Raw genomic sequence first — 12,836 nt, forward strand, 5'->3', positions numbered from 1 at the left:
TACCATGCCGTACATCACCGCGGCCGACCGCACCGAGGTCTTCTACAAGGACTGGGGCTCCGGCCAGCCGGTCGTCTTCAGCCACGGCTGGCCGCTCAACGCCGACGCCTGGGACAGCCAGTTGCGCCTGGTGGCCGAGAACGGCTACCGCGCCATCGCCCATGACCGCCGCGGCCACGGACGCTCCACACAGGCGTGGAGCGGCAACGACATGGACACCTACGCCGACGACCTGTTCAGTCTCCTGGAGACGCTGGACCTGCGCGGCGCGATCCTGGTCGGCCACTCGACGGGCGGCGGCGAGGTGGCGCGTTTCCTCGGCCGCCATGGCAGCACCCGCGTCTCCAAGGCCGTGCTCCTGGGCGCCGTGCCGCCACTGATGCTCAAGACGGACGCCAATCCCGGAGGCGTGCCCATCGAGGTCTTCGACGACATCCGCGCGGGCGTGCTGGCCGACCGCTCGCAGTTCTACAAGGACCTCAGCGCCCCCTTCTACGGCGCCAACCGGCCCGGCTCGACCGTCTCGCCGGGCACGCGGGAGGCGTTCTGGCTGATGAGCATGCAGTGCGGGCTGAAGGGCGCCTACGACTGCGTCAAGCAGTTCTCGGAGACGGACTTCACCGAGGACCTGCGGCGCATCGACGTGCCGACGCTGATCACGCACGGCGACGACGACCAGATCGTGCCCATCGCGAACGCCGCCATCAAGTCGGCCGAGCTGGTCAAGGACGCCACGCTGAAGGTGTATGAAGGGGCTCCGCACGGCCTGACGGGCTCGTTCAACGACGACTTCAACGCCGACCTGCTGGCCTTCATCCAAAGCTGATCGATTGGGGCTGATCGGTTCGGCTAGGGTGGTCCGCCGTGACCGAACCGGACTTCCTGCGCACCACCCGGGCGTCCTATGACGCCATGGCCGTCGACTACGCCGACTTCTTCCGTGACTCGCTGGCGGGCATGCCGCTGGACCGGGCGATGTTCGCCGCATTCGCCGAGCTCGTACGGGACTCCGGGCCCGTGGCGGACGTCGGCTCCGGTCCGGGGTGGGTCACGGCGCACCTGCACGAGTTGGGGCTGGACGTCTTCGGCGTGGACCTGTCGCCGGAGATGGTGGCACTGGCCGGGCGCACATATCCCGGCCTGCGGTTCGAGGAGGGCTCGATGCTGGCCCTGGATCTGCCCGACGGGAAGCTGGGCGGTCTGGTGGCCTACTACTCGATCATTCACGTTCCCCTGGAGCGCGTGCCCGAGGTGTTCGCCGAGTTCCACCGGGTGCTGGCTCCAGGGGGTCACGTGCTGGTGGCGTTCCAGGCGGGGGACGAGCCGGTGCACCGTACGGACGGGTTCGGCCACCCGATCTCGCTGGACTTCCACCGCCGGCAGCCGGACCAGATCGCCGAGCTGCTCTGCGCGGCGGGCTTCGTCGTGGATGCCCGTCTGCTCCGCGAGCCCCGGCCGGGCACCGCCTACGAGTTGACGCCGCAGGCCATGCTCCTGGCCCGCAAGCCTCTCGGTCTCTAGGGGTTCAGGGCGCGGCCACGGCCAGCCGCAGGGCGTCGTCGAACTTCGCGAAGACCTCGAACGCGTGCCGCAGCCCGGTGATCGACAGCACCCTGGCCATGACCCCATGAACCCCGCCGAGCAGCAGCCTTGTCCCCCGGGCCTCGCAGCGCTGCAGGACGCTGACGAGCTCGCTCATCCCCAGGGAGTCGCAGAACGCCACCCCGCCGAGGTCCAGGATCAGGAAGGGCTGCGGGGGCAGCTCCCAGATGCGTTGCAGGTGCTCGCGCAGCACCGGCACCGCGTTGACGTCGAGTTCGCCCTCGAGCCTCATGATGATGGCGTTTCTTGAGAGGCCTGAAGTCACACTGAGCGTCGGCTTCCGGTTGGCCTCAGATGACATTGGCGAAGTCCTTTGCACATCCCAAGACGAGCCAAGAGAGGTTGTTGCCGCTTCCACCAAGCTTCTAACAGAAGGCCACTGCTCTGTGTCCAAATGCATAGGCCGCGGCGGAAGCGGCCAGGCCGGACGCGCGCAGCGCCGGGGGGCGAAGCGCCGCGCGGGAAGGCGTACTCAGACCGCGAGGGTCAGGTACGCGAGAACCAGGACGGTGAGGATCACTACCAGGACGCTCGTGCCGCTGACCACCATGATGATGCGCGTCCGCCGGGCCATCCAGCGGATCGCGGCCACCACCAGGGTGATCATGGTCGCCAGGATGAGGAGCGACCAGGTCTCGGTGTCGGTCGGAGGGGGCATTGCCACTGAGAGGTACAGAGCCAGATCTGTCATAAAGGTTTCCCTGGTTGCGATGCGCTGTGACAGGAACCTTGCCTGTATTCAGAGAACTTCAGCATCCTTAACTGAAGTTTGTCTCTCTTTATGATTCCCTCGCTGAACCCAGGACATTCGCACACTGTCGCCAGAGATACGTGGCTAGACTAAGGGCTCTTGTGCGCCCGATTCTCGCCAGTAGACCGTTCCGTTACGGCCTAGCTGCGAATTCTCCATCGACTCAGGCAGCCGAATGGGCGTTTACTAGAATTTTGTGAAGTTCACACGAATGAGGCCGACATGAGCGGTGACGACGTCGCGGGGACGGCGCTTGCGCACCGTCTGCGCGAGCTCCGCGAAAGCCACTGGCCTGATGTGCATGTCACGCAGGCCCAGCTGCGCGAGGCGTTCAAGATCAGCGTGCCGCTGATCTCCTCCTGGGAGTCGAGCTCGGTGATCAAGATCCCACCGTTGCATCGGCTGGAGAAGTACGCCAGGTTCTTCGCGACCAAACGATCCGTCGACAACGGCAGGGCCCGCCTGTTCGACGAATCCGAGCTGACTCCGGACGAACGCGAGGAGCACAAGAAGTTGCTCGCCGAGCTGACCAAGCTCCGTCAGCGGGCGCTGCGGCAGCAGAGCGCCGGCGAGGTCTTCGAGCCGGACCTTGCCGAGGGCGCCCGCCGCCGCGGCCCGTGGCACTTCCCCAGAGGCGAGCCGATCACGATCATCTGCTCGCAGATCCCCGAAGAGGACCGCGCCAGGATCCCGAAGTCGGACCCCGACAACGCCGATTACGTCGCGCTCTACCGATACTCGGATCTGGACTCGTTATTCGAGTTGTGGGGTCACGTGCGCAGCGTGAACCCGCACAGCCGGGGGGTCGTGCGCACCATGGCCGATCTCCAATCCGACGATCTGACCACCCATGTCGTGCTCCTGGGCGGCGTGGACTACAACGCGGTCACCGAGTACACGCTCACGCGCATCGAGCTCCCCGTGCGGCAGATCCCCGACTGGGCGGGCGAGAAGGGACCCTATTTCGAAGTCGAGAGGGACGGGGACACGGAGCGGTATTATCCGGTCACGGTGGGTTCTGGCGATAGCCTGCGACTACAGGAGGACGTCGCCTTCTTCTACCGCGGCGTTAACCCCTTCAACGTCGAACGCACTTTGACCATATGCAACGGGATATACGCCAGAGGCGTGTACGGGGCGGTCCGGGCGCTGACCGACGCTCGATTCCACGACAGGAACGCCGGCTATCTGGAGTCGCGTTTCGGCGACGCGGAGTCGTACAGCATTCTGATGCGGGTCGGCGTCCAGGGCAGAGCCGTGATCACGCCTGACTGGACCATCGACGCGTTCCGGTTACACGAATGGCCGGAGCCCACCCATGGAGACTGAAATAGCAACAGTCAGGACGCAGCATCACCACGGCTCCCACAGACATCTGGTGGACGTGTACGGCGAGGGTCTCGCCGGCGCGAAGCCGGGAGCCGTCGATGCCATCGTCGTCCCCACGATCCGGCATCCGACATGGCTGAAACACGTCATTCGGCTGGCGAGCACGCTCGGCTGTCCCCTGGTGACGCTGCACAGCCGCCGCAAATGGAGCAAGCCGGAGCTCGCGGCCTTGTTGATGCCGAGTGACGTGCAGTTCATCGCGATCGACATCGGCAGTCCGGCCTCGCTCAACCTGCCGGACTTCCGGACGACGACGCTGCTGAAGAACACGCCGTTCGTCCGGGCGACCGACCTGAGCGCGAAGCGCAACATCGGGCTTCTGCTGGCCCGGCTGATGAGCTGGGAACGCATCGTCTTCCTGGATGACGACATCGAGGTCGGCAGTCATGAGGAGGTCGCGCGCGCGGCGGGTCTGCTCGACAAATACGACGCGGTGGGCATGCATATCGGTGGTTACCCGGACAATTCAGTGGTGTGCCACGCTCACCGGCTGGCCGGAGGGGATCAGGACTCGTTCGTGGGCGGCGGCGCCCTCGCCGTCGAGACGACGCGCAATCCGTCGTTCTTCCCCAACATTTACAACGAGGACTGGTTCTACCTCCTGGGTGAGACCTCGCTACGTCGGCTGGCGGTGACCGGGCAGGTGACGCAGCGCGAGTACGACCCTTTTGACCGTCCCATTCGCGCACGGGACCAAGAGCTCGGCGACGTGCTGGCGGAGGGCGTCTACTGGCTGCTGGACGGAGAGAAGAAGACGGGTTGGGCAGGCGCGACCGACCCGGCGTACTGGACCGGCTTCCTCGCCCAGCGCAAGGCGTTCATCAGCGACGTGCTGCGCCGAGTCAGGCGGCTCCCGGTGGGCTCGCTGAAGAACCGCCAGGCCATGGAGGCCTCGCTCGAAGCCGCGCTCGGCCGCCATCACCGCATCGATGAGGTGCTCTGCGTCTCCTATATCGAAGCCTGGAGGAAAGACCGCCGCCGATGGGCCGAGCACTTCGCCGGGACCCCGCAGCTGGACTCGACCGCTGACGCGATGAAATGGCTCGTGAAAGACAGTGAGCCGCAATTGCGCTGGTGGACATCCATGGCCTAGCGCTGTTGATTCACCAGAGTGTCAACAGGGAATCTGTCCGTCCGTGGGGGCACCAGATATACGCAAAGCCGACCATACCGATCTCCGCAGGATAGTCCGGTCGCTCGGGCAGAAGACGTATTTCAGCGACCGGCTGGCGAGGCAAGAGGCCGGGCACGGGTTCCTCCTCGTCGCCTGGGAGCGGAACATCGCGGTGGGCGACGTCTACGTGTGGCTGGCCCCCGCCGAGGAGCCGGAGCTACGCGCCCACTTACCGGGTGTCGCGTTGCTCACCCATCTGGAGGTCGTCGCCGGGCGCCGTAACGAGGGCATCGGGACGCAACTGCTGTGGGCGGCCGAGGATCGGCTCTTCGCCACCGGCCACGAACAGGTCGCCCTCGGCGTCCGGCTGGACAACCTCGCCGCGCGGCGGCTGTATCACCGCCGAGGGTATGTCGAATGGCCGCATGGGCAGGTGGCCACGACGGAGGTCGTGTATCACCCGGACGGCACGTACGAACGGCGGCCGGAGATGTGCCGCATCATGGTCAGGCAACTCGGCCGCAACCGCTTCCGCTGACGCGCCGGAAGCGGGGCCGATCGCCCTGCGGGCAGGGCGATCGGCGCAAGTACGCGAACCGGCTAACGGCGCTGGGTAGCCCAGCGGCGGATCGTGTCGATCCGCTCCTGGATCTGCTCGGCCGTGGCCTGGGCGATCGGCGGGCCGCCGCAGGAGCGTCGCAGCTCCGCATGGATGACCCCATGCGGCTGCCCCGTGCGATGGTTCCAGGCGCCCACCAGGCCGTTGAGCTCCCGCCGCAGCTCGGCGATCTGCTCGTGCGGCGCCAGGGTCTCGCGCGGCTGCTCCTCCGGCTGCTGCTTGCGTTTGGCGGCCTGCTGATCCGACTGCCGTTTGCGCAGAAGGGTCGCCACCTGGTCGGGCTCCAGCAGCCCGGGCAGGCCGATGAAGTCCTCCTCCTCGGCGGAGCCGACCTCCGCGCCGGTGCCGAACTCGCCGCCGTCGAACAACACCCGGTCGAACGTGGCCGACGTCTCCATCGTCTCGAACGGCAGCTCGTCGCCAAGGACGTCCGGGTTGTCCTTCTTGCGGTTGGCTTGCTCCAGGAGACTGTCGTCGAGGCCGTCCTCCGGAGGCCGCTTGTTGAGCACGTGGTCGCGCTCCACCTCCATCTCGTTGGCCAGCCCCATGAGCGTGGGCACCGAGGGGAGGAAGACCGAGGCCATCTCGCCGCGCTTGCGGGCACGCACGAAACGCCCCACCGCCTGGGCGAAGAAGAGCGGGGTCGAGGTCGAGGTGGCGTAGACGCCGACGCACAGGCGGGGGATGTCGACGCCTTCCGACACCATGCGCACGGCGACCAGCCAGCGGTCCTGCGACGCGCCGAACTCCTTGATCTTCTTCGACGCGCCGGGATCGTCGGAGAGGACCACGGTGGCGCCCTCGCCGGTGATGTTGCGCAGGTGGCGGGCGTAGGCGCGGGCGGTCTCGTGATCGGTGGCGATGACCAGGCCGCCCGCGTCGGGCACGCCCCTGCGCACCTCGGTGAGGCGGCGGTCGGCGGCCTGCATGACCTGGCGGATCCAGTCGCCCTTGGGGTCGAGCGCGGCCCGCCACGCCTGCGAGAGCTGGTCCTTGGTGAGCGGCGTGCCGAGGGTCGCGACGAGCTCGTCACCGGCGCGCGTGCGCCACTTCATCTCCCCGGAGTAGGCCAGGAAGATGACCGGCCGCACGACCCCGTCGTCGAGGGCGGGCCCGTAGCCGTAGGAGTAGTCGGCGACGCTGCGTTTGAGGCCCTCCCCGTCCTCCTCGTAGGCGACGAACGGGATCGGGTTGTCGTCGGACCTGAACGGCGTCCCCGTGAGCTGGAGCCGGCGCGTCGCGGGCTCGAACGCCTCCTTCACGCCGTCGCCCCACGACTTGGCGTCGCCCGCGTGGTGGATCTCGTCGAAGATGATCAGCGTCTTACGCGCCTCGGTGCGCGCCCGGTGCAGGGCCGGGTGCATGGCGACCTGCGCGTACGTCACCGCGACGCCGGTGTAGTCGCGTGACGTCGTGCCCTGGCTGTTCTTGAACTCCGGATCGATGCCGATGCCGACCTTCCCGGCGGCGTCGGCCCACTGGCGCTTGAGGTGCTCGGTCGGGGTCACGATGGTGATCGCTCTGATCACCCCGCGGCTGAGCAGCTCGCTGGCGATGCGCAGGGCGTAGGTCGTCTTGCCCGCGCCCGGCGTCGCCACGGTGAGGAAGTCACGTGGCTCGCGCCTGAAGTAGAGGTCGAAGGCCTCTTGCTGCCAGGCGCGCAGCTTGGGGGCGGTGCCCCACGCGGCGCGGTCTGGATAGGAAGGCGAAAGGTGGGACGCGGCGAAGGTGCTCACCGCATCACCTCTGGGGTTCGTGTGCTTCGCTCTCTCACAGTGACCCAAGACTAATCGGGCCCACCGACAAGACGTGCCGTGAGCCGTGGATTCTGGCCAAGGTCTTCCTCACGTGCTAGGCGGCTTGTCCAAGGCTGTTCATGACCGCGTCGAGGGCCTGTCTGCGTGCGGTTTCCTCGGGTTGGAGCAGCCCGACGAGCAGGACGGCCTTGTCGCCGCGAGTGACCAGCATCACTCTCATGAAGGCGGGCCGGTTGACCACATCCTGATATTCCGCCCGTAGCGCCCGGGTGTGGCCCCCGGGGATCTCCTTGTCCTCGACGATGTTCACGCGGTCGCCCTTGAGCAGGAGTCTGGAGTACAGCTCCGCCGCCTGGGCCGTGGCCTCCTCGGCGTTCTCCAGGCGTCCGGGCACCGGCCTCGCCATGACCAGGCCCCCGTTCCCGTCCCTGACCACCGACGTGAACCCGGTCACCGGCGGCACCGCGCCCACGCTCCACCCCTGCGGCAACGTCGCCGTCACCCCGGCCAGCGTGTCGCTCAGCGTGCTCGACTCCGCCTGCGGCTCGGTGATCCGCAACACCACCGCGGTCGCCCCGGTCACCAGCCCCGCCCCGGCTAACAGCGCGGCGAGCGCGCCCGCCCACCGCCGCCACACGCGCGTGCCGGCGCGCCGGCGCGTCCCGGGGTCCACCGGGGTGCCGTAGAGCCGGGCTGACGGAGGCAGCGTGTCCCATGGCGGCGCGGACAACGGCCCTCCGCCTTCCGCGCCTCGCCCCCAATCGTCACGTTCCCAGCCGCTGCCCGTGGGCGGCTCCGGGCTTCCGCCGGGGGGCCAGTCCAGATCGGAGTCGTACTCGGGGTCGCGTTCGGTGGCCCTGCGGATGCGGGGGTTCCACGGCTCGCCGAGGTCCTCGCTCTCCCCCGCGTCGAGGTCGAGCGGGTGCCGCTTCCGGGGACGCGGCTCCTCGTCGCGCGGGCTCCGGCGCGCCGGAGCCCCGCCCCACTCGGGCTCCGTGTCCTCTGGAGGAGTACGGCGATGCCTGGCCCCCGGCTGAGGCGGCCAGACACGGTGATCACCCTCCATGACACCTCCTTGTCCCGCTGTCCTATCACTCCTCGCCACGAGGATCCGGCGAACCGTGATCGATGTGACGGAAGATGCGGAATTCAGCGGATGCGCCCGGCAAGCAGCGTGGCGGCCAGCCCGATGACCGCCATGAAGAGGCAGATGACGACGAACCCCGTGGCGATCTCGGCGGAGGTGTGCCCGATGAGGTTGACCAGCGCCCCGCCGACCCCGATCGCCAGCGCGGACCCCAGCATGTCCGTCACCGACAGCGCCGCCGAGTTCGCCCCCTGCTCGTTCTCCGGCGACTGCTTGAGCGTCGTGACGCTGATCGTGGCCATGCCGAGCCCCATCCCGAACCCGGCCACGATCCACGCGGGCACCGCGACCCACCCGGTCATCCCCGGCAGGACGGACAGCACGGACAACAGGATGCCCCCGGTCACACCCGTCGCCCCGAGCCTGATCCTCCGGTACGGTTCCACGTCCCGCCGGCTCTGCAGGTAGGAACCCGCCGACCAGCCGAGCGCCCCCGTCGTCAGCGCGATCCCCGCCTCCCTCGCGTCGAACCCTCTCACTTCCTGCAGCGCCAGCGGGATGAAGGAGTTCACCCCGAAGAAGGCGGCGGAGAAGAACCCGCGCATCAGCACGGTCATGGGCAGCCCTCGGGCGAACCGCAGCGCGCCGGGCGGCAGCAGCCGGTACAGACCGTAGATCAGCAGCCCCAGCCCGGCCAGTGTCTCAAGAGTGCCCGACACCGGAGCGAGGTGGAGCCGGTCCACCCCATGCAGCAACGCCGCCGCCCCGCCGGCCGTCGCGGCCGCGGCCAGCGTCATCGCCAGCGGCCGCGACCGCGGACCGTCCCCGGGCGCGTCGTCGGAAGAGGCCGGTCTGCGCAATGCGGGAACGAGCATCAGCAGCGCGGGCACGATCAGCGGGATGATCCCGTAGAAGACGTACCGCCAGCCCCACTGCCCCGCCACGGATCCCGCGACGGCCGGGCCGACCATGGAGGGCACGACCCAGGCGGCCGAGACCGCGGCGAACGCCTTGGGCCGCATCTCGGCCGGATAGACCCGCGCGATCATCACGAACAGCGCCACGATCGAGGCCCCCGCGCCCAGCCCCTGGACGGCCCGCGCCGCCAGGAACATCATCGCTGACTGCGCGGCCCCCGCCAGCCCCATACCGGCCACGAACAGCATCAACCCCGCCACGAACGGCATCGGGTAACCGCGACGGTCCGCCCAGAGCCCGGCCACCACGTTCGCGAACAAGCTGGAGATCAGGAAGGCGGAGAAGCTCAGGCCGTAAAGGTCCAACGCGTCCAGCTCATGGGCCACGTCCGGCATGACCACTCCGACCGACATGCCCTCGAAGGCGACGAGCGTGACGACGAGCAGGATGCCGAGGGTGGCGGTGCGGTAGGCCGGGCCGAGGATCCGGGGAGGTTGGTGGGGAGCGTCGAGTGCTTTCGGTCCTGTCACCCCAACATCGTAATTTGTCGCACAATCTAAAGATCTGAGGTGTGACGGTACGCCGCCCACATCTGATGCATCCTGTTCGCCTGCCCCCGCGTGAACTCCGCCATGCACCGGTCGTGGGCGTAGTCCATGAAGTTCCGCATGGGATCCAGCCCGGCCTGCGCGCAGGTGTCCTTGTTCGCCGGGCATTCTTCGGTCGGCTTGGCCTCCGCCGGGGTGTCGTCGATGCCGTCGCCGGGCTCCCGGCAGCCGTTCTCGAAGGTGTGGAACAGGCCGAGCCAGTGCCCGATCTCGTGGACGCCGGTGAAGCCCCGGTTGTAGTTGGTCATCGTCCCGCCGGGCAGGCCGCGCCAGTCGATCACGACGCCGTCGAGCCGGGGCGCGTCGGCGTACCAGTAGGGGTAGCTGGCGAAGCCCAACATCTGCTCACTGAGCTGGGCGATGTAGAGGTTGAGCGTGCCTGCCGAGCCCTGGTGCAGCGCGTTCTTCATCGCCTGCTCGTGGCCCACGGGATCGGCGAACCAGGTGGGGTTCGCCTTGACGGAGATGCCGTCGAGCCGGAAGCGCACGCCGGTGTCCACGCCGCCGAAGGCGCCGCCGTACGCGGAGTTGAGCACCGCGATCTGGCTCCTGATCGCCCGGTCGGAGACCTTGCGTACGCCGCGGGTGAGGACGTGCACGCGGGTGGGCACGGTGATCGTCGTGGGCGGTGTAACCCCGGCCAGCCGCCGGCCGAGCTCGGCCAGGACCTTGGCCACGTCCCCGGGATGGGGCGAGCGCGGCCCCGGCGTGCTCGGGTGAGGAGATCCGGCGCAGACGGCGGCCCGGGCGGTGCCGAGCTGAAGCGGTGGCGCGATGCCCACCGTGAGCAGGCATGCCAACGAGACGGCGGTCGCGCGCCGGGCCATGCGGTACCCCCATGACGGTATGAGCTGGTCTGGCTACAGACCGTAGCTCTACCTGGGAGGATTACCGCTCAGCAACACTCACTGTTTGTTGTCGCCCTGGTCGCCGCCGCCCACAGGCAGACCTTCGTAGATCTCCTTGCACTCCGGGCATACCGGATATTTCTTGGGGTCGCGGCTGGGGACCCAGATCTTGCCGCACAGGGCGCGGATGGGCGTGCCCGTCACCATGCTCTCAGTGATCTTGTGCTTGTCCGCGTAGTGCGCGAACCGCTCGTGATCACCGTCGCCGTGCGACGTCTGCGGCGTGGTTTTCTGCTCTGGGAGGATCTTCGTGCTCACCCCACCGAGTTTATGCCCCGCCGCAACCGCCCCCCACATGGCAGTACGGCCCCCGCCGCGTGGCGGAGGCCGTACCCGGTGATCAACCCATGTGGACCGGCTGGCCCTCGGCCTTGCGGCCCGCCTTCACGAAGAGGGTCAGGGCGGCGGTGAGCACCGCGATGCCGGTGCTGACGAGGAAGGCCACGGACATGCCGTCCATGAACGAGTTGTGCACGGCGTCCACGATGGGCTGCCCCAGCCCGGGCGGCGCCGACCCGAACGCGGCCGCCTTCTCCAGCCCCGCCAGCTGTGCGGCCGGGATCGCCTGAGCCGCAGGGCCGAGGTGGCCGGGCAGCGTGGCGGAGATCTGGGCGGCCATCACGGCGCCCAGGACCGCGGTGCCGAGCGCGCCGCCGACCTGCATGGCCGACTGCTGCACCCCGCCGGCCACGCCGGTCAGCTCCACGGGAGCGTTGCCGACGATGATCTCCGTGGCGCCCACGAACACCGGCGACATGCCGAAGGCCAGCAACAGGAACGGGATGCCGCTCTCGATGAACGACGCGTCGATGCTGAGCCTGGACATGAGGAACATCGAGAAGGCGGTGATCAGCAGACCGGCCGCCATCGTGAGCCTCGGCCCGAACCTGCCGAGCGCCATGCCCGCCAGCGGCGAGGCGAAGATCATGCCGGCGCTCATCGGCATCATGCGCAGGCCGGCCTCCAGCGGGGACAGACCGTGCACGCCCTGGAAGAAGAAGCCCAGAAAGAACATCGCGCCGAACATGGCGAAGGCGACCATCATCATCAGCACGGTGCCGATGGAGATCGAGGCGTTCCTGAACAGCGACAGCGGCACCAGCGGCTGGCGGGCCTTGCTCTGCCAGAAGATGAACGCCCCGATGAGCGCCGCGAACACGGCCACGAAGGTCAGGGTCGTGCTGTCGCCCCAGCCCCACTCGGGGGCCTTGATGATCGTCCAGACGAGCGAGAACATCGCGCCGGACAGCAGCAGCACGCCCAGCCAGTCGATCCTGGCCAGCGTCTGAGCCCGGTTGTCCTTGATCAGGAGGGTGCCCATGATCAGGGCGACGACGCCGACGGGCGCGTTGATGAAGAAGACGGTCTGCCAGGTCGCCTGCTCGACCAGCACGCCGCCCACAATGGGCCCGGCGGCGCTGGACAGGCCGATGATCGCGCCCCAGGCCCCCATCGCCTGGTTCAGCTTCTCACCGGGGAACGCGGTGCGCAGCAACGCCAGTGCGGCGGGCTGGAGCAGCGCGCCGAACAAGCCTTGCAGCACCCGCAGGCCGATCAACGCGCCGACGGGCGTGACGCCGGGAATGACGTCGGCCAGTTCGGCGCTGAAGCCGATGCCCACCGAGGAGAGCGCGAAGCCCCCCACGCCGATGAGGAAGACCCGCTTGTGTCCGAACAGGTCGCCCAGCTTGCCCGCAGTGATCAGGAAGACCGCCAGGGCCAGCAGATAACCGCTGGTGACCCACTGCAGGTCGGACAGCGAGGCCTTGAGGTCGGCCTGGATGGACGGGTTGGCGATGCCCACGACCGTGCCGTCGAGCATCACCATGATGACGCCCAGGCTGACGGCCAGCAGCACCAGCCACGGGTTGCCCCCTGCCCCCGTCTTCACAGAGCCAGGCGATGGCGGTGCCTCGACCGCCTTCGCGTTCGCCATGAAGTCCCCCTCAGTACACGTACGCCCACATCAGGGCATAGATCTCGTAAGCCTCGGGTAATCTATGTCAGTCCATGACAAATGACAAATGACTTTTAATCGGCGGCCGATGACGTATGGCACACTGTGACAGAAAGGTTTCGAGGG

General features: G+C 68.1%; 13 protein-coding genes. 5 read left to right on the top strand and 8 right to left on the bottom strand.

Annotated elements, in window-relative coordinates; all coding sequences use genetic code 11:
- Window positions 1-4: 4 nt before the first annotated feature.
- Both Q9G87_RS22175 and Q9G87_RS22180 read left to right on the top strand, forming a co-directional pair.
- On the top strand, window positions 5-826 hold the full coding sequence (locus Q9G87_RS22175) for an alpha/beta fold hydrolase (RefSeq protein ID WP_305918327.1): 822 nt from the start codon (window positions 5-7) through the stop codon (window positions 824-826).
- Window positions 827-864: 38 nt separating this feature from the next.
- Window positions 865-1,521 (top strand): class I SAM-dependent DNA methyltransferase, encoded by a 657-nt coding sequence (locus Q9G87_RS22180; RefSeq protein ID WP_305918328.1) that lies wholly within the window; start codon window positions 865-867, stop codon window positions 1,519-1,521.
- 4 nt (window positions 1,522-1,525) lie between these two features.
- On the opposite strand, the gene Q9G87_RS22185 is transcribed toward Q9G87_RS22180, so the two are convergent.
- Complete coding sequence (locus Q9G87_RS22185) at window positions 1,526-1,903, bottom strand: STAS domain-containing protein (RefSeq protein ID WP_305918329.1); 378 nt, start codon at window positions 1,901-1,903, stop codon at window positions 1,526-1,528.
- Window positions 1,904-2,074: 171 nt separating this feature from the next.
- Complete coding sequence (locus Q9G87_RS22190; protein ID WP_305918330.1) at window positions 2,075-2,293, bottom strand: hypothetical protein; 219 nt, start codon at window positions 2,291-2,293, stop codon at window positions 2,075-2,077.
- Between the two features lie 282 nt (window positions 2,294-2,575).
- Between Q9G87_RS22190 and Q9G87_RS22195 the strand changes: the two genes are divergently transcribed.
- From Q9G87_RS22195 to Q9G87_RS22205, 3 genes are read left to right on the top strand one after another with little or no spacing between them, the layout of a single operon-like run.
- Complete coding sequence (locus tag Q9G87_RS22195; RefSeq protein WP_305918331.1) at window positions 2,576-3,682, top strand: helix-turn-helix domain-containing protein; 1,107 nt, start codon at window positions 2,576-2,578, stop codon at window positions 3,680-3,682.
- 49 nt (window positions 3,683-3,731) lie between these two features.
- A complete protein-coding gene (locus Q9G87_RS22200) occupies window positions 3,732-4,835 on the top strand; it encodes a glycosyltransferase family 2 protein (RefSeq protein ID WP_305918332.1) in 1,104 nt (367 codons plus the stop codon).
- A gap of 43 nt (window positions 4,836-4,878) precedes the next feature.
- Window positions 4,879-5,394 carry a GNAT family N-acetyltransferase gene (locus tag Q9G87_RS22205; RefSeq protein ID WP_305918333.1) on the top strand — a complete coding sequence of 172 codons (516 nt, stop codon included), beginning with the start codon at window positions 4,879-4,881 and terminating at the stop codon, window positions 5,392-5,394.
- Between the two features lie 62 nt (window positions 5,395-5,456).
- Here Q9G87_RS22205 and Q9G87_RS22210 read toward each other — a convergent pair whose 3' ends face one another.
- From Q9G87_RS22210 to Q9G87_RS22235, 6 genes are all read right to left on the bottom strand, one after another.
- Window positions 5,457-7,211 carry a DEAD/DEAH box helicase gene (locus tag Q9G87_RS22210; RefSeq protein ID WP_305918334.1) on the bottom strand — a complete coding sequence of 585 codons (1,755 nt, stop codon included), beginning with the start codon at window positions 7,209-7,211 and terminating at the stop codon, window positions 5,457-5,459.
- 115 nt (window positions 7,212-7,326) lie between these two features.
- The gene (locus Q9G87_RS22215; protein WP_305918335.1) at window positions 7,327-8,298 is read right to left on the bottom strand and encodes a hypothetical protein; all 972 of its coding nucleotides are present in this window, start codon (window positions 8,296-8,298) and stop codon (window positions 7,327-7,329) included.
- 83 nt (window positions 8,299-8,381) lie between these two features.
- The gene (locus Q9G87_RS22220; RefSeq protein WP_305918336.1) at window positions 8,382-9,767 is read right to left on the bottom strand and encodes an MFS transporter; all 1,386 of its coding nucleotides are present in this window, start codon (window positions 9,765-9,767) and stop codon (window positions 8,382-8,384) included.
- A gap of 26 nt (window positions 9,768-9,793) precedes the next feature.
- Window positions 9,794-10,672, bottom strand: coding sequence for a zinc metalloprotease (locus Q9G87_RS22225; protein WP_305918337.1), 879 nt, complete (start codon window positions 10,670-10,672; stop codon window positions 9,794-9,796).
- Window positions 10,673-10,750: 78 nt separating this feature from the next.
- Window positions 10,751-11,011, bottom strand: a complete 261-nt coding sequence (locus Q9G87_RS22230; RefSeq protein WP_305918338.1) for a DUF3039 domain-containing protein — start codon at window positions 11,009-11,011, stop codon at window positions 10,751-10,753.
- 82 nt (window positions 11,012-11,093) lie between these two features.
- A complete protein-coding gene (locus Q9G87_RS22235) occupies window positions 11,094-12,644 on the bottom strand; it encodes an MFS transporter (RefSeq protein WP_305918339.1) in 1,551 nt (516 codons plus the stop codon).
- Between the last annotated feature and the right edge of the window lie 192 nt (window positions 12,645-12,836).

This window comes from Nonomuraea turcica, from assembly GCF_030718205.1.
GTDB lineage: Bacteria > Actinomycetota > Actinomycetes > Streptosporangiales > Streptosporangiaceae > Nonomuraea.